Source organism: Chordicoccus furentiruminis, from assembly GCF_019355395.1.
Classification (GTDB): Bacteria; Bacillota; Clostridia; order Lachnospirales; family Lachnospiraceae; genus Chordicoccus; species Chordicoccus furentiruminis.
In genome coordinates, this window is the sequence record NZ_CP048829.1 from 2,218,641 (window position 1) to 2,242,023 (window position 23,383).

The following is a 23,383-nucleotide window of genomic DNA, read 5'->3' on the forward strand; positions in this document are numbered from 1 at the left end:
TATGCAGAATCTGATCAATCTGCTGGCGCGGGCGCTGTTCATGAGCACGCCGCTGATCCTCGGCGCGCTGGGCGAGGTGATCGCCGAGCGGACCGGCATGATGATGTGCGCGGTGGAAGGCGTCTTTTTAGCCGGAGCCTGGGGCGGTTTCGTCGGCGCGTATCTGACGGGCAGCATCGCGGCGGGGTTCCTTACGGCTATCCTCTGCGGGATGCTGGTCGCGATGCTCTACGGCTTCTGCACCATCTATCTGGAGCAGCACCAGATCGTCATGGGAACCGCGGTCGCGATTCTGATGACGGGCTTCTGCACCTTCTTCTACCGCGTGATCTTCGGCACGCCGACTTCGCCTCTTAAAATCACGCCGCTCAGGGTGATCCGGATCCCGCTGCTCTCCCGGATCCCGTTCATCGGGCCGATCCTGTTCTCCCAGAATCTCGTGACGTATATCACGGTCCTCCTGGTGCCGGCGGTCTTCTTCCTGATCTACCGTACGGCCGCGGGGCTTACGCTCCGCTCCTGCGGAGAGAACCCGGAGGCGGTGGAGACTGCGGGAATTGATGTCCGCCGGGTGCGTTTTCTCGCCGTGATGGCTGCGGGCTGTCTCGGCGGTGTCGCGGGCGCCTACTACTCGCTGTGCAATGTGGGAATGTACAATTCCGAGATCATCAGCGGCCGCGGATGGATCGCCTTCGGCATCTGCTTTCTCGGCAACTGGAATCCGGCCGGGGCGCTGCTCTTCGGGATCGTGTTCGGCATTTCCGATGCGATCGGCACGTACATCAAGGCGCTGGGGGCGTCGGGCCTTCCGAGCGAGCTCTTCAGCGCGCTGCCGTATTTTCTGGTGATTGTGCTGACGGCTCTCAAGAAGCAGTTCAACGTGCCGGCGCAGCTGGGCACGACGTTCCGGAAGGAGGAGTGAACGGGATGGGCGGTCCGGGACGAGTCTTCCGCCCGATTCGATCCGCGCGTTCCTGTTTGACTCTGTTTTACACGCGGCGTTTGTGATACAATGCGACGCGGAGGAGGACGTGGCACAGTGAAAGATTCTGTTTTGTATTTTGTGATCCCCTGCTACAACGAGGAGGCGGTGCTTCCCGAGACGGCCAAACGGCTGTACAACAAATGCGATCACCTGATCCGCGCCGGCAAGATTTCCGACAAGAGCCGTATCCTTTTTGTGGACGACGGAAGCAGGGACGCTACCTGGACGATTATCGAAAAGCTTCATGACTTCAAACCTGTCTTTTCCGGCCTGAAGCTCAGCCACAACCGCGGCCATCAGAACGCCCTGCTGGCCGGGCTGATGTACGCGAAGGACTACTGCGATATTTCCATCTCGATGGACGCCGATCTGCAGGACGACATCGAGGCAGTGGACGAGATGATCGCCAAGTACGAGGGCGGCTGCGACATTGTGTACGGCGTCCGCAACAATCGGGATACGGATACCTGGTTCAAGCGCACCACCGCGCTCAGGTATTACAAACTGATGGAGCGTCTGGGCGTCGAGCTGGTCTATGACAGCGCGGATTACCGTCTGATGAGCCGCAAGGCGCTGCTCGCGCTCTCCGAGTTCAGGGAAGTCAATCTCTTCCTGCGCGGTCTTGTCCCGATGATCGGGATGAAGAGCGACAAGGTCTACTATAAAAGAGGCGAGCGCTTCGCCGGCGAGAGCAAGTATCCGCTGAAGAAGATGCTCAGCTTCTCGATGGAGGGCATCACCTCCTTCAGTGTGAAGCCGATCCAGATGATCACCAATCTGGGCGTGCTGATCTTTCTCGTCAACATCGTGTTCCTGATTCTCGGGATCGTTCAGAAGGTACATGGAACGGCTGTGCCGGGCTGGCCCTCCGTGATCGTCTCAATCTGGGCGATCGGCGGGCTGATCCTGATCGCGATCGGGGTGATCGGCGAGTACATCGGCAAAATCTATCTGGAGACGAAGGGACGTCCGCGCTTCATTCTCGACCGTGTCCTCAATGACGGGCCGAAGAAGGAGGAGGATCCTGTGTCGGTGCAGGATCTGATCGACCGGATCAACGAAGAGACGTCCCGCGTCAGCCGCTGAGGACCGGAATATGCGGACAGAGCCGGTTTTTGTCACTCATGGGTTCGGGCCGTTTTTCCGCCCGGATTCCCGCTGGCTGATTCTGGGCAGCTTCCCTTCGGTGCGCTCCCGGGAGGCCAGCTTCTACTACGCGCATCCCCGGAACCGTTTCTGGAAAATTCTCGCGGCGGTCTTTGAGGACGGCGTACCGGAGGAGACGGAGGCGAAGCAGGCGTTTCTGATCCGGCACCGCGTGGCGCTCTATGACGTGATCGAGAGCTGCCGGATCACAGGCTCCTCGGACAGCAGCATCCGGGACGTGACCGTGACGGATCTCCGACCGGTTCTCGCCGGTTCCGGCGTGGGGGACCGTGTCTTCGCCAACGGCGCGCGTGCCTTTGACCTGTATATGCGTTGGCAGTATCCTGTGACCGGAATCCATCCGGTAAAGCTGCCTTCCTCGTCTCCGGCCAACGCCGCCTGGCCGCTGGACCGCCTGACCGGCGTCTGGCGCGGCGCGCTGAAGGGCGTTGTGTGAATATTTCATAAGTTATCAGATATGTTATCCAATTCAAGGAGGCCGGTTCCGGAGGGAACGGCCTCCGTTTTTGTGATAGTGCATAAAATGCAGCCGGCGATTTGTGAGTTAAGCACAAAGTGAAGACGGCCTGTTGACGCGTGCTTTGTGCACATGATACATTGAATTTGTGAAACCGATGTCACAATTACCGGAGGTCAGGCAGAATGAATATCGGTGATATCGCAGAGATGGCAGGCGTCTCACGGGCCGCCGTATCCCGCTATCTGAACAACGGCTATATCAGTGAGGAGAAGAAGGAAAGGATCCGCGAGGCGATCGAGAAGACGGGCTACAAGCCGTCTGTGATGGCGCAGACGCTTCGGACGAAGAAGACGAGGCTGGTCGGCGTCATTTTGCCGCGGATTCATTCCGACTCGATCTCCAGTATCGTTGAGGGGATCGGGACGAGGCTGAACGCGGGCGGATACGACATGCTGCTGGCGACGACGGAAAACGATCCTTCGAGGGAACTCGATTTCCTGCGGATCTTTTCCAATCACCGGGTGGACGGCGTGATTCTGCTCGCCACCGTCATCACGAAGGAGCACAGGAAGCTGCTCCGCGAGATGAAGGTCCCGGTGGTGCTGGTCGGGCAGAGTCTCTCCGGCGTCTCCTGCATTTACCATGATGACCTTCACGCGGGGGAGGAGCTCACCCGTCTGATGCTGCAGAGCGGACGGAAGCATATCGGCTACATCGGCGTGCTGAAGGAGGATGTGGCCGTGGGGCAGCATCGCCGCGAGGGATATCTCAGCGCGATGGAGGCGGCCGGCCTGGCGGTGACGGACGCGATGACGGTGACCGCGGACTTCTCGGTGGCCTCCGGCTTTGACCGGATGAAGCAGCTGCTCTTCCAGTATCCGGAGGTGGACGGTGTGATCGGCGCGACGGACAGCATCGCGCTCGGCGCCATGAACTGTCTGAAGGCGGCGGGGCGCCGCGTTCCGGAGGATGTGGCGGTGGCGGGCTTCGGCGACAACCGGATCGCCCGTGTTACGACGCCGACGCTTTCAACCGTGCATTTCCATTATAAGGAGAGCGGAGGAACAGCCGCCGGCAAGATGATCGAGCTGATGGAAGGACGCGCGCACGCGACGATGGAGATCCGGCTCGGTTATGAGGTGATCCGGCGGGATTCCATTGCGTGACAATCACAACAGGTGGTTTCAGAACGAGTAGAGGAGGGCAGAACACATGATTGACAGGAACTGGGAACCGGAATTTCAGGAGCGCCTGAAGAAGAACTATGACGAGCTCAAATGGCTGTATTTTGAGCTTTACCATAACGATCAGCAGGCCTTCGACTATTTCTGCTCCATGCTCCACGAGTACTATCAGCAGCGGCCCGCGTCGCTGAAGGAATGGGACGACGCGCGTCTTATGGTGCCGGACTGGTACAAGGGCAACGAGATGCTGGGCATGCTGATGTACACGAACTGCTTCGCGGGCAATCTGAAGGGCGTCCGGAGCCATCTTGACTACCTGAAGGACTGCGGCGTGGACTATCTTCACCTGATGCCGCTGCTCGAGAGCCCGGCGGGACGCAGCGACGGCGGCTACGCGGTAGCTGATTTCAGAAAGGTTCAGCCGGAGCTGGGAACGATGCAGGATCTGGCGGACCTCGCCGACGAGTGCCACCGGAACGGCATCTGCATCTGCCTCGATTTCGTGATGAATCATACCTCGGAGGACCATGAGTGGGCAAAGCGGGCCAGAGCCGGGGAGAAGGAATATCAGGACCGGTATTTCTTCTTTGACAACTGGGATATCCCGAATCAGTTCGAGAAGACGGTGCCTCAGGTCTTCCCCCAGACCGCGCCGGGCAACTTCACATGGTGCGAGGAGGCCGGCAAGGTGGTGATGACCACCTTCTATCCGTATCAGTGGGATCTGAACTACGCCAACCCCACGGTCTTCAACGACATGACCGCCAACATGCTCTACCTCTGCAACAACGGCGTCGACATCATCCGGCTCGACGCGGTTCCGTACATCTGGAAGACGCTCGGCACCACCTGCCGCAACCTTCCGCAGGTGCATACGCTGGTCCGCATGATGCGGATGGCCGCGGAGGTGGTCTGCCCCGGCACGCTGCTTCTGGGCGAGGTGGTGATGGAGCCGTCGAAGGTGGTGCCGTATTTCGGCACGCTGGAGAAGCCGGAGTGCCATATGCTCTATAACGTCACCACGATGGCCAGCACGTGGCATACGGTGGCGACCCGGGACGTCCGTCTCCTCCGTCATCAGCTGGAATCGGTGTTCGCACTCCCGAAGGAGTACACCTTCCTCAACTATCTCCGCTGCCATGACGACATCGGCTGGGGCCTCGACTACGATTTCCTGAAGCAGTTCGGCATTGAGGAGGTGCCGCACAAGAAGTATCTGAACGACTATCTCACCGGCCGCTGGTACGGGAGCGATGCCCGCGGCGAGCTCTACAACGACGACCCGAGGCTTGGCGACGCGCGTCTGACGGGCACCACCGCCTCTCTCTGCGGCGTCGAGGCGGCGGAATACGAGAAGAACGAGGAGAAGCTGACGCGCGCGATCACGCTGGACCTTATGCTTCACGCGTTCCTGCTCACGCAGAGCGGCATTCCGGTTCTCTACAGCGGCGACGAGATCGGCCAGAAGAACGACTACACCTATCATGACGACCCGCTGAAGCGGGACGACAGCCGCTATCTGCACCGGGGAAATCTCAACTGGAACGACGTCGCGAAGCGGAACGATCCGAAGACGCCGGAGGGCCGGATCTTTGAGGGGATCCACAGGCTGGTGGAGATCCGCCGCACCTACGATGTGTTTGAGAGCGCCGCGGACACCTGGATCGTGGAGACCTACAACGATCACATCCTCGGCATCGGCCGCTACTATAAGGGCGAGAAGCTGATTGCGCTCTTCAACTTCAGCGAGTATGACCAGACGGCGTGGGTCAATGAGGTGGAGGACTACACGGATCTGCTGACCGGAGAGCCCCGTCCTGCGAAGGCCGTTGGGATTCCGGCGTACAGCTTCGCGTGGCTTCTGACGTCTTTTAAGACAAAGCCGTCCGCGCCGAAGAAGGCGCCGAAGCTGGATCGGAAGAAGGAGAAATGATGGGGGAGAGAAAGCTGATTTTTCTCGATATTGACGGGACGCTGACGCTTCCCGGCCAGAACGTGCCGCCGGAGGGCGCGCTGGATGCGATCCGGAGGACACAGGAGAAGGGCAATCTGGTCTTTCTCTGCACTGGCCGGAACTACGCGATGCTGAAGCCGCTGCTTGCCTACGGCTTCGACGGGATGGTGGCCGGCGCGGGCGGCTATGTGGTCTGCGGGGACGAGGTGCTGTTCGACTGTCCGATGACGAAGGAGCAGACCGCGCTCGCGCTTGACGTGCTGCACCGGAACGGCGTCTTCTGTACGCTGGAGACGAAGGAGGTCACCTACGGCGACGAGAACCTGAGCGATTTCCTCGCCGGACAGCCGGAAGGGAACAGCGAGATCGAGCGGTGGCGCGAGGCGCTGTCGAAATCCCTCGACATCCATCCGATGAAGGAGTACGGCGGCGCGCCGGCGTACAAGGTGGTGATCATGTGCCTTCGTCCGGAGCAGCTCGAGGAGCCGAGGAGGCTTCTTGAGAAGGACTTCGATTTCGTGATTCAGGAGGTCAGGGCGCACAGCTGTCTGAACGGCGAGCTGATCAACCGGAAATATGACAAGGGACAGGGCGTCCGCCAGATCTGCGGGCATCTCGGCGTGCCGCTTGAGGATACATACGGCTTCGGCGACAGCATGAACGATCTCAGGATGATCGAGACGGTCGGAACGAGCGTCTGTATGGCGAACGGAAGCGAACAGCTGAAGGCGGCGAGCGATCTTGTCTGTCCGGCCGTCGGGGAGGACGGACTGCGCATCGCCTTCCGGCAGCTGGGACTGATCTGAGTTCACAATAACATCATGTTTCATTTATAGAAGGGAGAACGTGAGATGGCACTGGATTACCGCAAATGTGCCCAGGAGATCGTCGATCATATCGGCGGCAGGGAGAACGTGGCTCAGGCGGCGCACTGCGCGACGCGGCTGAGACTCGTGATCAAGGACAACAGCAAGGTGGACAAGGAGTATCTTGACAACATCGACGGCGTGAAAGGCATGTTCGAGTCCAACGGTCAGCTTCAGCTGATCATCGGAACCGGCACCGTCAACAAGGTCTACGACGAGTTCCTCGACATCACCGGCATGACGGCTGCGACCAAGGATGATGTGAAGGCCGCGGCGGCGGCGAAGCAGCCGCTGTGGAAGCAGCTGCTGAAGCCGATCGGCGATGTCTTCGTCCCGATCCTGCCGGCGATCGTGGCCTCCGGCCTCCTGATGGGGATCGTCGAGGCGCTGGGCAAGGCGTATCCGGCCTTCGCCTCCACGGACTGGTACGGATTCCTCGATCTGGTTTCCAACACCGCGTTCGCCTATCTGCCGGTGATCGTCGCGATTTCGGCGGCACGGGTCTTCGGCGGCAACATCTTCCTCGGCGCGGTCATCGGACTGATGATGGTTCATTCGTCGCTGACGAACGGATGGAACGCGGCGGACGGCTACAAGGTATGGTATCTGTTCGGGCATATTAAGATCGGGAATTATACGCTCGGTCAGGTCAACCAGCTCGGTTACCAGGGGCACGTCATCCCGGTCATGCTGGCTGTGCTCTTCATGAGCAAGCTGGAGAAGTGGCTTCACAAGCACGTGCCGGAGATGATCGACCTCTTCGTCACGCCGCTGACGACGGTTTTCCTCACCGCGCTCGCGACCTTCGTCGTGATCGGCCCGATCTTCTCGGGACTTGAGACGCTGGTGCTGAGCGGCGCGAAATGGCTCGTTCAGAACCCGATCGGCTCCTGCGCGATGGGCGCCCTCTATCCGGTGACGGTGGTGATGGGCCTGCATCATATGTACAACGTGATCGAGGCCGGCATGCTGGCGAAGACGCCGATCGGCGGCAATATCTGGATGCCGATCGCTTCGGCGGCCAATTTCGCCCAGTTCGGCGCCTGCCTTGCGGTTGCCATCAAGACGAAGAGCGAGAAGACCCGCTCGGTGGCGGTTCCCTCTTCCCTCTCCGCGGCTCTCGGCATCACGGAGCCGGCGATCTTCGGTGTCAACCTCCGCTTCTACAAGCCGTTCGTCGGCGGTATGGTCGGCGGCGCGGTGGGCGCGCTGCTCGCTTCCTTCATGGGAATCGGAGCCTCCGCTTACGGCGTGACGGGTATTCCCGGCTATCTGACCATTGAGCAGCCGCTGCAGTACACGATCGTGATCTTCACGGCGGCGGCGATCGCCTTCGCGATCACGTTCACGACGTATACGGAAGCGGCGCCGAAGAAGGCGATGACCGCGTCGGAGGATAAGGATACCGCGCCGGCGAATGTGATCATGACATGCGACGAGGGCGAGGTTATGGCTCCGGTGGCAGGCAAAGTGGTCAGCCGGGACCAGATTCCGGACGACACCTTCGCGTCGGGCGTTCTGGGCGACGGCGTCGGCATCGAACCGGCGGAGGAGACCGTCTTCGCGCCCTTCGACGGGACGATCTCGACGGTCGCCGAATCGAAGCACGCCATCGGCATCACGGGCCCCGGCGATATGGAACTGCTGATCCATGTGGGCGTGGATACGGTCGCGATGAACGGAGACGGATTCACCCCGTTTGTCAGGGAAAGCGACACCGTGAAGAAGGGACAGAAGCTGCTCGCCTTTGACAGGAAGAAGATCAAGGCGGCCGGCCATCCGGACATCGTGGTGGTGCTGCTTACAAACTCGGATGATATGACGAATTTCAGTATCAGTCACTGAAGCATCAGCCGCTGAGGGCAGGGAGGAAATTCCGGATATGGAGATGTACAGAGGAAAGGCATCCTTCAAGGGTGTGGCGATCGGGCGGATTGCGGAGATGAAAAAGGCGTCGACGGTGGTCCGCCGGACGCATATCGAGGACCCGGACGCGGAGATTGAACGGTATCACAGGGCGAAGGAGCAGGCGCAGTCCGAGATCCTCGCTCTGAAGGAGAAGGCCGAGAAGGAAGTGGGAGAGGCCCAGGCGGAGATCTTCGAGGTGCACGCGATGTTCCTCGACGACTTCGACGACTCGGTGGAGAACATAATCCGGGAGCAGGGCGTCAACGCCGAGTACGCGGTGGCGGCCACCGGGGACAACACGGCGGCGATGCTGGCCGCGATGGAGGACAATCCCTACATGCAGGCCCGCCAGACGGACGTGAAGGACGTGGCGGACCGGGTGATACGGGATATGAGCGGCGGAGACGGCGACGCCAACCGGTTCAGCGAGCAGGTGATTCTGGTGGCGGACGACCTCGCGCCGTCGGAGACCGTCCAGCTCGACAAATCCATGGTGCTTGCCTTTGTCACAAGAGAGGGCTCGACCAACTCACACACGGCGATTCTTGCCCGGACGATGAACATTCCGGCGCTCTGCCAGACGCCGGTTCCGAAGGACGCGGACGGCCGGATGGGAATCGTGGACGGCGCGAAGGGCGTCATCTATGTGGACCCGGACGAGGAGACGCTGGCGAAGTACAGAAGGATGGAAGAGGAGGAGGCCGAGAAGGCCCGTCTTCTGAAGGAACTGAAGGGCAAGGAGACGGTCACGAAATCGGGGCGGAAGATCAGGCTCTACGCCAACATCGGCGGTATCGGCGATCTCAACTTCGTCCGCGACAACGATGCGGCGGGCATCGGGCTGTTCCGCTCAGAGTTTCTCTACCTCCAGAGCAAGGACTATCCGACTGAGGAGGAGCAGTTCAAGGCGTACCGTACCGTGGTCGAGATGATGGCCGGCAAGGAGGTCGTTGTCCGGACACTGGACATCGGAGCGGACAAGCAGATCGACTACTTCCATCTCGATAAGGAGGAGAACCCGGCGCTCGGATACCGCGCGATCCGGATCTGCCTCACCCGCGAGGACATCTTCCGCACGCAGCTGCGTGCGCTCTACCGGGCGTCCGCCTACGGCAATCTCGACATCATGTTCCCGATGATCACCTCCGTCTGGGAGGTGGAGCGGGCGAAGCAGATCGCGTCCGAGGTCCGGGCGGAGCTGACGGCCCAGAGCGTACCGTTCAAGGAGGTGCCGCTGGGAATCATGGTGGAGACGCCGGCGGCGGTGATGATCGCCGACGAGCTCGCGGAGCTGGTAGACTTCTTCAGCATCGGAACCAACGATCTCACGCAGTACACGCTGGCGATCGACCGGCAGAACCAGAAGCTGGACCGGTTCTTCAATCCGCATCATCCGGCCGTTCTCCGCGAGATTCAGATGACGATCGAGGCGGGCCACCGGCACAACACATGGGTCGGGATCTGCGGCGAGCTGGGCGCGGACCCGGAGCTCACCGAGACCTTCGTGAAGATGGGAATCGACGAGCTTTCCATGAGCCCGGGTTCCATTCTGCCGGTCCGGAAGATCATCCGCGAGATGGACTGAAGACAGACTTGACAGGTCTGCTATGATTCTTATATGATGCAATGACAATCAGACTGTCATACTCCATGGAGTATGGCAGTCTTTTGCGGTTCGCGCGGCGTCCGGTGTTCCGGCGCCGCGCGGCTGTCCGAACGGAGGAATATGACGCGGATGATACTGGATGTACTGCTTGACGCGGCCGGAGACTGTCTGAAGGATCTGCCGTTTTTATTTATCGCTTTCCTGCTGCTGGAGGCGCTGGAGCACCACGCGTCCGGCAGAATGAACCGGATGCTGGCGAAGGCGGGGAGGTTCGGTCCGCTGGCCGGCGCGCTGCTCGGCTGCGTGCCGCAGTGCGGCTTTTCCATCATGGCCTCCGATTTCTACGCGGGCGGCGTCATCACGATGGGGACGCTGCTCAGCGTCTATCTTGCAACGTCCGACGAGGCGCTGGTGATTCTGCTCTCGGGCGGGACGGGAGCGGGTGTGATCGGACGGCTTCTGCTGACGAAGATTCTGATCGGCGTCACGGCGGGCTTTCTGGTGCAGGCGGCCGAGACGCTCTGGAAACGGCGCCATCCCTCCCGGGAGAAGGAGATCGGCGATCTCTGCCGGAGCTGCGGCTGCCACGAGGAGGAGAACGGGATTCTGAAACCGGCTCTTCACCATACGGGGGAAGTGCTGCTGTTTCTTTTCCTGTTCACCTTCGCGCTGAATCTTCTGATGGAGCTGATCGGCATGGAGAATCTCTCACGGATTCTTCTCGCGGATTCGGTCTTTCAGCCGGTGATGGCGGCGCTGATCGGACTGATCCCCAACTGCGCGGCTTCGGTGATCCTGACGCAGCTCTATGTCGACGGCGTCATCAGCTTCGGGTCCGCGGTGGCGGGACTCTGCTCGGCCGCGGGGCTCGGGCTGATCGTCCTGTTCCGCGTGAATGAAGACAAAAAAGAGGATATCCGGATCACCGTTCTTCTGCTCGGCATCGCGATCCTGTCGGGCGTTCTGATTCAGGCAGCCGTCGGTTGACGGCTGCCTCTTGCATTTTCCGGACATTGCGTGTATTCTCTAATCATAGAAAACCAATAGGAAATACGAAGAATGGAGGACGGACGTGAAAGTTTCGACGAAAGGACGGTATGCGCTTCGCATCATGCTGGATCTGGCGTTTCACAATTCGGGCGGGCTGGTTCCGCTGAAGGACATCGCGAAGCGTCAGGATATCACACTGAAGTACATGGAACAGATCATCTCGCCGCTCTCGAAGGCCGGGTTCGTGATCAGCCTCAGAGGCTCTTCCGGCGGCTACCGGCTCGCGAGAAAGCCTTCCCAGTACACCTGCGGCGATATTCTGCGGGTGGTGGAAGGTCCGCTGGTTCCGACGGTCTGCCTTGAGAACGGTGTGACCGTGGACTGTCCGCGGGCCGACGAGTGCCCGACCATCAGTTTCTGGAAGGGGCTGTCGGACGTGATCAATCAGTATGTGGACAGCGTGACGCTGGAGGATCTGATGAACCGCCAGCTGGCGGCCGCGGACGACTACGTGATCTGATTTCCAAAGAAAACGGCTTGACAGACGAATGTGATCGTCCTATAATCCATATAAATCAACTAGGGATTGAAGGAAATGCAGACGGCGCGCCGTTCCGTCCTGCAAAGACCCGGTTGAGCGTACGGCACACAGACGAATACCGACAGGTGGGGGAATGCATTTCCCGGAAAAAGGAGGAGACATATGGCACGGATTTACGGCAGCGCCGCGGAGCTGATCGGCGGGACACCGCTTGTGGAGTTCAAGAATATCGAGAAGGAACTGGGCGTCAAGGCGAGAGTGCTGGCGAAACTGGAATACTTCAATCCGGCGGGTTCGGTCAAGGACCGGATCGCGAAGGAGATGATCGAGACCGCTGAGAAGGAGGGCAAACTGAAGCCCAGGTCCGTGATCATCGAGCCGACGTCCGGCAACACGGGAATCGGACTTGCGTCCATCGCCGCCGCGAAGGGGTACCGTCTGATCCTGACGATGCCGGAGACGATGAGCGTGGAGCGCCGCAACATTCTGAAGGCCTACGGCGCGGAGATCGTTCTGACCGACGGCGCCAGGGGAATGAAAGGCGCGATCGCAAAGGCCTCCGAGCTGGCGGAGGAGACGCCGGACAGCTTCATCCCGGGCCAGTTCTCCAATCCGGCCAACCCGCAGGCGCATTACAAGACCACCGGGCCCGAGATCTGGAAGGATACGGACGGAAATGTGGACGCGTTCATCGCGGGTATCGGAACCGGCGGCACGCTGACCGGCACAGGGAAATATCTGAGAGAGCAGAAACCGGACGTGAAGATCTACGCGCTCGAGCCGGCTTCCTCCCCGGTGCTCTCCGAGGGCCATGGCGGACCGCATAAGATTCAGGGTATCGGCGCCGGCTTCGTTCCGGACGTGCTGGATACAAAGCTGTACGACGGCGTGGTGACGGTGACGAACGACGACGCCTTTGCGACGGCCAAGCTGATCGCCCACAAGGAAGGCGTGCTCGTCGGGATTTCCTCCGGCGCGGCGTACTACGGCGCGCTTGAGCTGGCGAAGAAGCCGGAGTTCGAGGGGAAGACGATCGTCGCGATCCTTCCGGATTCCGGAGACCGGTATTACTCGACGGCACTCTTCCAGGACTGATGCGGAGCGGATCGGCCGGCTGACGGAAAGCCGGGCATGCGCGGGATAAAAGAATGGTACGGGCCGGGCTTCCGCCCGGCCCTGGTTCGATTGCGGAACCAGACGGGTGTGCGGCTGCGGCCCGCGTCCGTTTGCAGGAGAATGACTCCTGGCGCAGCCTGCGGGAGCGGCCTGCGCAGATCTTCGCGGATGAATTTATAAAAATCTTACGGATTTGGTTCGCGGTACTTGACATTTGCCGATCCGGGGCGTATTATTTGATCTGCTGTTGAAAATACAGTGTGTGAGCGTAGCTCAGCTGGATAGAGCGTCTGGCTACGGACCAGAAGGTCGCGAGTTCGAATCTTGTCGCTCACGCTTTTACCGGATCCCTTTCAGGGGTCCGTTTTTTTATGCCGAAATGCGCGGCTGACTGGGAATCGTCTCTCCGGCGGCCGCGCTTCTTTCAGCCCGGGGAAACAAAGCGGACGCATGCGAGTATCCGGGCGCGTCTGCCCGCGTCTGACTCTCCGGCGGCCGCGCTTATTTTGTCCGCGGAAACCGGGTATGGCTGTGCTATAATCCCCATATATGACTTCAATGGAAGGAGATGCGTATGACCAGACAGGAATTTACAGACCGTCTGGCCGCCCGGCTGGCGGAGTCACTCCCGCCGTCGGCGGTCCGGAGCCAGGTCCGGTACTATGAAGGGTACATCGACGCGGAGATCCGGAACGGCAAGACGGAGGAGGAAGCCACAGCCGGGCTGGGCGATCCGGTTCTGATTGCCCGCTCCATTCTCGAGTCGCCGCACAGCGAGGCGGATTTCACGGTGAGTGACGGAGACGCGTACGAAGAGGGCAGCTATCAGGGCGCGAACCAGCCGGGTGAGAGCGGAGCCGGCGACGCGCTGACGGATACGACCCCGGGCGGGACGGAGAACGGCAGCGGGCGGGAAGCGGCGGAAAGAGGCCGGACGGAGACGGCGGGCAGCCGGAATGAGGCGGAAGACAGCCGGACGGAGACGGCGGGCAGCCGGCATGAGGCGGAAGACAGCCGGACGGAGACGGCGGGCAGCCGGGCGGAGACGGCGGACCGCAGGAAAGAGACAGACAGCCGGACGAAACCGGAGCGGAACCGCGTGTTCCGCGACGACAGCGGACGGCCGGACATCGGGCTGATCATGGTGATCGTGCTGGCTGTCATTGTGGTCGTGTCGCTCGTCCGCATCGCAGCCGGAGCAGCCGTTCCGGTGATTCCGGTGCTTCTGCTGATCCTGGCCTTGCTGCTGGTCTGGTTCATGTATTCCGGAAGACGCCGGTCGTAAGACCGCGGCGACGGGTGCATTGACCTGAATTCCCAAAGGAGACGAAAGCGTTATGGAAACGATGGAGCGCAGATATCTGGAACGGCTGTCGGAACTCTATCCGACGATCGCGCGGACAGCGACGGAGATCATCAACCTGTCCTCTACCCTCAACCTCCCGAAAGGAACCGAGCATTTCATCACGGACATCCATGGTGAGTATGAGGCGTTTTCTCATGTGCTGCGAAACGGATCCGGCGCAGTCCGGAAGAAGGTGACGGAGGTCTTCGGGAGAACACTCTCGGCGGATGACATCCGGGAGCTGTCCACGCTGATCTACTACCCGAGGGAGAAGACCGCTCTGGAAAAGAAAAAACGGACGCCGGAGCAGATGGAGGACTGGTACAGGGTGATGCTCTACCGGCTCGTTTCGGTGTGCCGGTATACGGCGGGAAAATACACCCGCAGGAAGCTGCGGCGCTATCTGACAGAGGACTTCGCATTTGTCATTGAGGAGCTGATCACCGAGCGGGACGACATCACGGACAAGGAAGCCTACTACGAGGAGATCATCAACACGATCATCCGGATCCAGCGTGCGGATGAGCTGATCGCGGCGCTCGCGGACCTGATCCCGAAGCTGACTGTGGATCATCTGCATATTCTGGGGGACATCTATGACCGGGGCAGCGGCGCGGACGACATCATGGACAGCCTGATGGAGTACCACAGCCTTGACGTCCAGTGGGGCAACCATGACATCGTCTGGATGGGCGCGGCGGCCGGTCAGCTCTGCTGCATCGCCAATGTGGTGCGGGTCTGCGCCCGATACGGCAATCTGGATACGCTGGAGGACGGCTACGGCATCAATCTGCTTCCGCTCGCGACCTTCGCGATGAAGGCTTATGCCGACGATCCGTGCACCTGCTTCCGGATCCGGACCGTGGAGAAGTCCGCGCCGGATGATGCGGCGCTCAACATGCGGATCCACAAGGCGATTTCGGTGATTCAGTTCAAGCTTCAGGGACAGTTCGCGAAGAAACGGCCGGAGCTTCATATGGAAGACCGGGCCATGATGGAAAAGATCGACTACGGGAACGGAACGGTTGCGCTTGACGGGAAGACATACCGGCTGCTGGACAGCCATTTCCCCACGGTGGATCCGGACGATCCGAACCGGCTTTCCGATGAGGAGGCGCAGGTGATGGAGCGGCTTCAGAACGCGTTCACCGGCTGCCGGAGGCTTCAGCAGCACATGCAGTTCCTGCTCAACAACGGTTCCTTCTACAAGGTCTTCAACGGCAACCTTCTGTATCACGGCTGCATGCCCCTCGATGAAAAAGGCCATTTCAAGGATGTGGCCGTGTACGGGAAAACGTGCCGGGGCAAGGCGCTCTACGACCGGCTGGACGAGCTGGTGCGGCGCGCCTTTTACTCGACGGATCCGTATCGCCGGGACGAGGGCCGCGACATCCTCTGGTGGATCTGGTGCAGCAAGGACTCGCCGCTCTTCGGAAAAGACAGGATGGCGACCTTCGAGCGGTATTTTCTGGCGGAGAAGGAGACACACGAAGAGAAGAAGAACGCCTACTACGATCTGCTGGATGATGAGGATACCGTGAACCGGATTCTCACGGAATTCGGTCTCGGCGGTGAGCACAGCCACATCATCAACGGCCATGTGCCGGTGAAGAAGGGCGAGTCGCCGATCCACTGCGGCGGGAAACTGCTGGTGATCGACGGAGGGTTTTCGCGGGCCTATCAGAGCGAGACGGGGATCGCCGGCTATACGCTGATCTTCAACTCCTGGGGCGTCCGTCTGGTGGCGCACGAGCCGTTTACGTCCACGGAGGACGCGATCCGGTTCGGGACGGATATTCATTCCGACCGGGTGATGGTGGAGCAGTACACGACGAGACTTCGGATCGCCGATACGGATCTCGGCAGCGGAATCCGTGAACGGATTCGTGAGCTGGAAATGCTGCTGGAGGCATACAGGAGCGGGCAGATCGCCGAACGGACGAGATGAAGAAGCTGCAGGACAGGTGAAAGGATTAAAAGAAAAACGCGGCACGGACGGGGGGAGGGCTTTGCCGCCGGATGGATGACACGGTCCGGCGGGCTGCACCGTCCGGACAGGGAGGATTGAAGCGATGCAGGATGCGGCAGAGGTGACGGCGGAAAAACTGTATGACCGGGACGCCTACAGGACGGACTTTACGGCCCGGGCGGTTCGGACAGAAGGCAGCGGCGTGGTGCTGGACCGGACGCTCTTCTTCCCGGAGGAGGGGGGACAGTCCCCGGACCGGGGCGTGCTGGGCGGGTTTCAGGTAACTGACGTTCAGATCCGAGGCGGAGAGATCATCCACACCGTGGACGCCTCGCCGGAAGAAACGGCCGCGTCTTTTCCGGCCGGCGCGGAGGTGGAGGGACGGATCGACTGGGCGAACCGGTTTTCGAACATGCAGCAGCATTCGGGCGAGCATCTGATATCGGGACTGGTGCACCGGGAGCTGGGCTTTGACAATGTGGGATTTCACCTGAGCGCCCGGGAGGTGACGCTTGATTTCAGCGGCGTGATCGAGCCGGAAGAGATGGAGCGGATCGAGGAGCTCGCCAACGAGGCGGTGACAAAGAACATCGAGACGAAGATTTTCTTCACCACGAAGGAGGAACGGGCGGATCTGGATTACCGGAGCAAGCTGGATCTGGAGGGGACGGTCCGGATCGTCGAGTTTCCGGGCTATGACCGATGCGCCTGCTGTGCGCCGCATGTGAGACGGACGGGCGAGATCGGCCTCATCAAGGTGACGGATCTCGAACATTACAAGGGCGGCGTCCGGGTCCGGATCCTCTGCGGAAGCCGGGCGATGGCGCTTTTCAGGACGGAGCACGCGATCGTGACCGGGACGGCCCGGTACCTCACCACGTCGCCTGATCAGATCGGAGCGCAGGTGAGGAAGATGAAGGAGGAGCTCCGGAAAACGCATGCCGATCTTCTGGAGATGTCGCGCGCCGCGCTGGCCCGCGCCGTGGAGGACGCCGATCCCGGAGCCGCCGACGTGCTTCTCTTCTTCCCGGATACGGATCCCCGGGCGGCCCGGGAGGCGGTGACGGATCTGGCGAAGCGGCACGCCGGATACGCCGGAATCTTCACCGGGACGGACGAGACCGGCTATCAGTTTGTGATCGCTTCGGACGGGGCGGACGCGCGCGAAGCTGCGTCCGTCCTGCGCCGCGAATTCGGCGCCCGCGGCGGCGGACGCTCCGCGATGGTGCAGGGATCGGTGCAGGCCGCCGCCGCGGCGATCCGGGCGGCGCTCTCGGCGCGCGGAACGGTGTGAGGCCGCGTCCGCTCCGGATGCGGCAGGCAAAAAGCCGGTCCTTCCGGGGAAAAACGCTTGACGGCCGGACACAGGGTGACGTACAATAAACGGGCGTGTCGTGGACACGCTCGTTGTTTTATGCGCAAAAACGCATGTTCATACGAAGACAACAGCCGAACCGCCGCATGGGTCATGCGGACTTTGTAAAGGAGGAAACATCAAGGAATGCCTACATTCAATCAGTTAGTCAGAAAAGGAAGAGAGACTTCTGTGAAAAAGTCCAAGGCGCCGGCTCTTCAGAGCTCGTTCAACTCGCTGAAGAACAGAGCCGTTGACGCCAAGTCTCCGCAGAAGCGCGGCGTCTGCACCGCCGTCAAGACCGCTACCCCGAAGAAGCCGAATTCCGCTCTTCGTAAGATCGCGAGAGTTCGTCTTTCCAACGGAATCGAAGTCACGTCCTACATCCCGGGCGAAGGCCACAACCTGCAGGAGCACAGCGTGGTCATGATCCGCGGCGGCCGTGTCAAGGACCTTCCGGGTACCCGTTATCACATCATCCGCGGCACGCTGGATACCGCCGGCGTGGCGAACCGCCGCAAGGCGCGTTCCAAGTACGGCGCGAAGAAACCGAAGGCGGGCAAGTAAGGCGGAAGAGCAAATAAAGTAAGAAGCATTGCAGTGTAGCAAGTACGGTATTCCGGATTCCCTTTTTCGGCTGTGGGATATAAGGATTACGTCCGTGCGAACACATACAGTATGTGAGTACCTGTGATGAAATCTTGATGATTTAGGAGGGAAGTAACGTGCCACGTAAAGGACATACTCAGAAGAGAGAAGTCTTAGCAGATCCGATTTACAACAGCAGACTGGTCACAAAGCTGATCAATCAGATTATGCTGGACGGCAAGAAGGGCGTTGCGCAGAAGATTGTCTACGGCGCATTCGCTCAGGTGGAAGAAAAGACGGGCAAGCCGGCGGTCGACGCGTTCGAGGAAGCGATGAACAACATCATGCCGCAGCTTGAAGTCAAGGCGAGACGAATCGGCGGCGCGACCTATCAGGTTCCGGTCGAGGTTCGTCCGGAGAGAAGACAGGCGCTCGGCCTTCGCTGGCTGACCGACTTCTCGCGCAAGAGGTCCGAGAAGAGAATGGAGGACCGTCTCGCCAACGAGATTATGGACGCCATCAACAACACGGGCGCGTCCGTGAAGAGAAAAGAAGAAATGCACAGAATGGCAGAAGCCAACAAGGCCTTCTCCCATTACAGATTCTGATAGGAAGGAGATTCAATGGCTGCTTCTGGAAGAGAGTATCCTCTTGAGAGGACCAGAAATATCGGTATCATGGCTCATATCGATGCCGGCAAGACGACACTGACCGAGCGGATTCTTTACTACACCGGCGTCAACTACAAGATCGGCGAGACTCATGACGGTACCGCTACCATGGACTGGATGGTCGAGGAGCAGGAGCGCGGCATCACGATCACGTCCGCTGCCACCACGTGCCACTGGACTCTGGAAAAAGAAACCAAGCCCGCGCCGGGCGCGCTGGAGCACCGCATCAACATCATCGATACGCCGGGGCATGTAGACTTCACGGTTGAGGTCGAGCGTTCGCTCCGTGTGCTGGATGGCGCGGTCGGTGTCTTCGCGGCCAAGGGCGGTGTCGAGCCGCAGTCGGAGAATGTCTGGCATCAGGCGGATAAGTACAATGTTCCGCGTATGGCTTTCGTCAACAAGATGGACGTCGTCGGCGCTGACTTCTACGGCTGCGTCGAACAGATCAAGACCCGTCTGGGCAAGAACCCGGTCTGCATTCAGCTCCCGATCGGCAAGGAAGACACCTTCCAGGGTATTGTCGACCTGATGGAGATGAAGGCGTACCTCTATGAGGACGAGAAGGGTACGAAGATCGAGGTCACGGATATCCCGGACGACATGAAGGATCAGTGCGAGGAGTGGCACACCAAGATGGTGGAGCAGCTCTGCGACCTCGATGAGGACCTGATGATGCAGTACCTGGACGGCGAGGAGCCGTCTCAGGAGGACCTGAAGAAGGTGCTCCGCAAGGGCTGCTGCGAAGGTACGGCCATCCCGGTGACCTGCGGCACGGCTTACCGCAACAAGGGCATCCAGAAGATGCTCGACGCGGTAATCGAGTATATGCCGAGCCCGCTGGATATCCCGCCGGTCGAAGGCACGACGCCGGACGGCGAGCCGGATCACCGCGATTCCTCCGATGAGGAACCGTTCTCGGCGCTGGCGTTCAAGATCATGACGGATCCGTTCGTCGGCAAGCTGGCGTACTTCAGGGTTTACTCCGGTACGCTCAACTCCGGTTCCTACGTCTACAATTCCTCGAAGCAGAAGAAGGAGCGTGTCGCGCGTATCCTTCAGATGCACGCCAACAAGCGGATGGAGCTGGACAAGGTGTATTCCGGCGACATTGCGGCGGCTATCGGCCTCAAGTTCACCGGAACGGGCGATACGCTCTGCGACGAGCAGCACCCGATCATTCTGGAGTCCATGGAGTTCCCGGAGCCGGTCATCGAGCTGGCGATCGAGCCGAAGACCAAGGCCGGCCAGGAGAAGCTGGGCGTCGCGCTGAGCAAACTGGCCGAGGAGGATCCGACCTTCAAGCAGCATACGGATCCTGAGACCGGACAGACCATCATCGCCGGCATGGGCGAGCTGCATCTGGAAATCATCGTCGACCGTCTGCTCCGCGAGTTCCATGTGGAGGCGAACGTCGGCGCGCCGCAGGTTTCCTACAAGGAGACATTCGGCCACGAGGTGCAGCAGGAGTACAAGTACGCGAAGCAGTCCGGCGGCCACGGCCAGTACGGTCACTGCAAGTGCATCTTCACTCCGATGGATCCGAATGGCGAGAATCTTTACGAGTTCGAGAGCACGGTCGTCGGCGGCGCGATCCCGAAGGAATACATCCCTGCGATCGACGACGGTATTCAGGAAGCGATGAAGTCCGGTACGCTGGGCGGCTATCCGGTTGTCGGCATCCACGCGAACGTATACGACGGTTCGTATCACGAGGTCGACTCCTCCGAGATGGCGTTCCATGTCGCGGGATCGATGTGCTTCAAGGAAGCGATGGCCAAGGCGGATCCGATCCTTCTCGAGCCGATCATGAAGGTTGAGGTCACGATGCCCGAGGAATACATGGGCGATGTCATCGGCGACATCAACTCCCGCCGCGGACGCATCGAGAGCATGGAGGATATCGGCGGAGGCAAGCAGGTCAATGGCTTCGTCCCGCTTTCCGAGATGTTCGGCTACGCGACGGATCTTCGTTCCCGCACGCAGGGCCGCGGCAACTATTCGATGTTCTTCGAGCGCTATGAGCCGGTCCCGAAGAATGTGGCCGCGAAGATTCTCAACAGCAAAGAGAACTGACAACCAGCTGTGATGCCGGGAGGAGGCGGCCGCCGGGTGCATGTCACGGGACATGCATGCCGCGGCGGCGCGCTTCCTGAATTTGCTTGCAAATGAGCGGGCTTTGAAATATAATACAAGATAGTGAACCTTAGAAAACAGAAAGGTTATTCTGCCTGTTTTAAGTATTCATCAAGGAGGAATTTCTAAAATGGGAAAGCAGCATTTTGAGAGAACCAAGCCGCATGTCAACATCGGTACGATCGGCCACGTCGATCACGGCAAGACAACCCTGACCGCAGCCATCACAGAAGTTCTCGCAAGGAGAGTTCCGTGCCCGGGTAACCAGTTCGTCGAATTCGGTAATATCGATAAGGCTCCGGAAGAGAGAGAGCGTGGTATTACGATCAATACAGCACACGTTGAGTATGAGACCGAGAAGAGACATTACGCACATGTCGACTGCCCGGGGCATGCTGACTACGTCAAGAACATGATCACCGGCGCAGCTCAGATGGACGGCGCGATCCTCGTCGTCGCGGCTACCGACGGTGTTATGGCCCAGACAAAGGAGCACGTCCTTCTGGCCCGTCAGGTCGGTGTGCCGAGAATGGTCGTCTTCCTTAACAAGTGCGATATGGTCGACGATGACGAGCTCCTTGAGCTGGTCGAGATGGAAGTCACCGAGCTTCTGACCGAGTATGATTTCGAGGAGGATACCCCGATCATCCGCGGCTCTGCTCTTCAGGCTCTGAACGATCCGGACGGCAAGTGGGGCGATGCCATCATGAAGCTGATGGACGCTGTCGATACCTGGATCCCTGAACCGGTCCGTGACAACGACAAGCCGTTCCTGATGCCGGTTGAGGACGTCTTCACGATCTCCGGCCGTGGTACGGTTGCGACCGGCCGTGTCGAGCGTGGTACGCTGAAGCTGAACGATCCGGTTGAGATCCTCGGCGTCAAGGATGCGAAGTCCACTTCCGTTGCGACTGGCATCGAGATGTTCCACAAGATCCTTGACTTCGCTGAGGCGGGCGACAACATCGGTATCCTTCTTCGTGGTATCGACCGTACGGGCATTGTCCGTGGCCAGGTCGTCGCAAAGCCGGGTACGGTTACCTGCCATCACAAGTTCACCGCTCAGGTGTACGTTCTGACGAAGGATGAAGGCGGCCGTCATACCCCGTTCTTCAACAACTATCGTCCGCAGTTCTACTTCAGAACAACGGATGTCACGGGTGTGATCTCTCTTCCGGAAGGAACCGAGATGTGCATGCCGGGCGATAACGTCGAGATGACGATCGAACTGATTCACCCGATCGCGATGGAGCAGGGCCTTACTTTCGCGATCCGTGAAGGCGGCCGTACGGTTGGTTCGGGCCGTGTCGCGACGATCATCGAGTAATGAAGAATCATTACTTTTCATGGCACCCGGGGACAGTGTTCTGTCCCCGGGGCTTTTATTTCCTATCGAGTGCTATTTGTTTGACACTCGGTTCGGAAACCGGTATACTGGGAATCACGAGAGAATCCGGATCGTAACAAGACGGGCCGTACGTGAGCGGGATGAAGCGAAACATCCATCCCACGGCGCGAAAAAGCTTCTGGGAGAGAACGGCGGAGAAAAAGAATTTTCCGTCGGACAGGAAGGAGGAAATGTCATGATGAAAAAAATGGTGGCATTATGCGCGGTATGCACGATGGCGGCAGGATTTCTCGCGGTTCCTGCCGCGGCCGCTTCCAGTACGTCGGAGAGTCGTGCGGCAAGCGGCGCGGAGAGCGTTGCCGAGCGGCCTGCCTACAGCGGGGAGAAGCTGTCCTCCGCCAGTATCACGCTGTTCGCGGCCAAGTCGCTGAATCAGGTGATGGAAGAGCTGATCGTAAAGTATAATGCGTTCCAGCCGGATGTGAAGGTAGTTGGAAGCTATGACAGCTCCGGCACGCTGATGACGCAGATCGAGGAAGGCGCGCCCTGCGACGTGTTCTTTTCGGCGGCGCAGAAACAGATGGACGAGCTGTCTGACAAAGGCATGATCGAGAAGAATACAAGAGCTGACGTTGTGAATAACCAGGTATGTGTCGTGACGTATCCTGGCAGCGGTACGAAGGTCACCGGGCTTGAAAATCTGGGAGATGCTTCGTCTCTCGCGATCGCGGACGGATCGGTTCCGGTCGGGAAATACACGCGGGAGGCGCTGGTGAATCTCGGCATTCTCAGGAAAGCGGAGGATGCCTCCAGGATCACGACGGCGGAGATTTCGGAAGCCCTTGGCGGTGTGACAATCAATGAGTGCGCAAATGTCGGCGCCGTGACGGCCGCGGTCTCCGAAGGCTCCGATGAGGTCGGAACGGTGTATGTCTCGGATCTTCACGGGCTCGGGGATAAGCTTGAGATTCTGGAGAAAGTGCCGTATGATCTAACAGGTGACGTCATCTATCCGGCGGCCCAGGTGAAAAACCCGGAGGCGGACGACGCGGAGAAGACGGCTGCGCAGGATTTCGTGCAATTCCTCTGCTCTGCGGAGGCACAGACAATCTTTGATTCGTACGGCTTTGATACGAATCTCTGATGAAGTCCGGACCGTACGCGTCCTTCATAGGCCGCCTGCGGCGGGCAGGCC

19 protein-coding genes and 1 tRNA gene are annotated in these 23,383 nt (G+C 59.9%); all 20 read left to right on the top strand.

Features of this window, described 5'->3' with window-relative positions; genetic code table 11:
* Window position 1 precedes the first annotated feature (1 nt).
* The 20 genes from G4C92_RS10105 to modA all read left to right on the top strand — a co-directional run bounded on the left by G4C92_RS10105 (window position 2) and on the right by modA (window position 23,332).
* Entirely contained in the window at window positions 2-922 is a 921-nt protein-coding gene (locus tag G4C92_RS10105) for an ABC transporter permease (RefSeq protein ID WP_274939729.1), read from the top strand.
* Between the two features lie 90 nt (window positions 923-1,012).
* The gene (locus tag G4C92_RS10110) at window positions 1,013-2,071 is read left to right on the top strand and encodes a glycosyltransferase family 2 protein (RefSeq protein ID WP_408611736.1); all 1,059 of its coding nucleotides are present in this window, start codon (window positions 1,013-1,015) and stop codon (window positions 2,069-2,071) included.
* Window positions 2,072-2,081: 10 nt separating this feature from the next.
* A complete protein-coding gene (locus G4C92_RS10115) occupies window positions 2,082-2,588 on the top strand; it encodes a DNA-deoxyinosine glycosylase (protein ID WP_274939731.1) in 507 nt (168 codons plus the stop codon).
* Between the two features lie 206 nt (window positions 2,589-2,794).
* A complete protein-coding gene (locus G4C92_RS10120; RefSeq protein ID WP_274939732.1) occupies window positions 2,795-3,778 on the top strand; it encodes a LacI family DNA-binding transcriptional regulator in 984 nt (327 codons plus the stop codon).
* 46 nt (window positions 3,779-3,824) lie between these two features.
* On the top strand, window positions 3,825-5,729 hold the full coding sequence (locus tag G4C92_RS10125; protein WP_274939733.1) for an alpha-amylase family protein: 1,905 nt from the start codon (window positions 3,825-3,827) through the stop codon (window positions 5,727-5,729).
* Window positions 5,729-6,556 (top strand): HAD family hydrolase, encoded by an 828-nt coding sequence (locus G4C92_RS10130; RefSeq protein ID WP_274939734.1) that lies wholly within the window; start codon window positions 5,729-5,731, stop codon window positions 6,554-6,556. The genes G4C92_RS10125 and G4C92_RS10130 overlap by 1 nt, the downstream gene beginning before the upstream one ends.
* A gap of 45 nt (window positions 6,557-6,601) precedes the next feature.
* Window positions 6,602-8,461, top strand: coding sequence for a PTS beta-glucoside transporter subunit IIBCA (locus G4C92_RS10135; protein ID WP_274939735.1), 1,860 nt, complete (start codon window positions 6,602-6,604; stop codon window positions 8,459-8,461).
* Between the two features lie 37 nt (window positions 8,462-8,498).
* A complete protein-coding gene (ptsP, locus tag G4C92_RS10140) occupies window positions 8,499-10,109 on the top strand; it encodes a phosphoenolpyruvate--protein phosphotransferase (protein ID WP_274939736.1) in 1,611 nt (536 codons plus the stop codon).
* A 141-nt stretch (window positions 10,110-10,250) separates the two neighbouring features.
* Window positions 10,251-11,117: a putative manganese transporter gene (locus G4C92_RS10145; protein WP_274939737.1), complete on the top strand. Its 867-nt coding sequence runs from the start codon at window positions 10,251-10,253 to the stop codon at window positions 11,115-11,117.
* 85 nt (window positions 11,118-11,202) lie between these two features.
* Window positions 11,203-11,640, top strand: coding sequence for an RrF2 family transcriptional regulator (locus tag G4C92_RS10150; RefSeq protein ID WP_274939738.1), 438 nt, complete (start codon window positions 11,203-11,205; stop codon window positions 11,638-11,640).
* 183 nt (window positions 11,641-11,823) lie between these two features.
* On the top strand, window positions 11,824-12,756 hold the full coding sequence (gene cysK / locus G4C92_RS10155) for a cysteine synthase A (RefSeq protein ID WP_274939739.1): 933 nt from the start codon (window positions 11,824-11,826) through the stop codon (window positions 12,754-12,756).
* Between the two features lie 283 nt (window positions 12,757-13,039).
* Window positions 13,040-13,113 (top strand) — tRNA-Arg (locus tag G4C92_RS10160).
* Between the two features lie 238 nt (window positions 13,114-13,351).
* Complete coding sequence (locus G4C92_RS10165) at window positions 13,352-14,062, top strand: DUF1700 domain-containing protein (RefSeq protein WP_274939740.1); 711 nt, start codon at window positions 13,352-13,354, stop codon at window positions 14,060-14,062.
* Between the two features lie 52 nt (window positions 14,063-14,114).
* Window positions 14,115-16,070, top strand: a complete 1,956-nt coding sequence (locus G4C92_RS10170; RefSeq protein WP_274939741.1) for a fructose-1,6-bisphosphatase — start codon at window positions 14,115-14,117, stop codon at window positions 16,068-16,070.
* Window positions 16,071-16,194: 124 nt separating this feature from the next.
* Complete coding sequence (locus tag G4C92_RS10175) at window positions 16,195-17,385, top strand: alanyl-tRNA editing protein (RefSeq protein WP_274939742.1); 1,191 nt, start codon at window positions 16,195-16,197, stop codon at window positions 17,383-17,385.
* 207 nt (window positions 17,386-17,592) lie between these two features.
* The gene (rpsL, locus tag G4C92_RS10180; protein ID WP_274939743.1) at window positions 17,593-18,012 is read left to right on the top strand and encodes a 30S ribosomal protein S12; all 420 of its coding nucleotides are present in this window, start codon (window positions 17,593-17,595) and stop codon (window positions 18,010-18,012) included.
* Window positions 18,013-18,170: 158 nt separating this feature from the next.
* On the top strand, window positions 18,171-18,641 hold the full coding sequence (gene rpsG / locus G4C92_RS10185; RefSeq protein WP_274939744.1) for a 30S ribosomal protein S7: 471 nt from the start codon (window positions 18,171-18,173) through the stop codon (window positions 18,639-18,641).
* A 15-nt stretch (window positions 18,642-18,656) separates the two neighbouring features.
* Window positions 18,657-20,780, top strand: a complete 2,124-nt coding sequence (gene fusA / locus G4C92_RS10190; RefSeq protein WP_274939745.1) for an elongation factor G — start codon at window positions 18,657-18,659, stop codon at window positions 20,778-20,780.
* Window positions 20,781-20,970: 190 nt separating this feature from the next.
* Window positions 20,971-22,167: an elongation factor Tu gene (gene tuf / locus G4C92_RS10195; RefSeq protein WP_274939746.1), complete on the top strand. Its 1,197-nt coding sequence runs from the start codon at window positions 20,971-20,973 to the stop codon at window positions 22,165-22,167.
* 256 nt (window positions 22,168-22,423) lie between these two features.
* Window positions 22,424-23,332: a molybdate ABC transporter substrate-binding protein gene (modA, locus tag G4C92_RS10200; protein WP_274939747.1), complete on the top strand. Its 909-nt coding sequence runs from the start codon at window positions 22,424-22,426 to the stop codon at window positions 23,330-23,332.
* The last annotated feature ends 51 nt before the right edge of the window (window positions 23,333-23,383 follow it).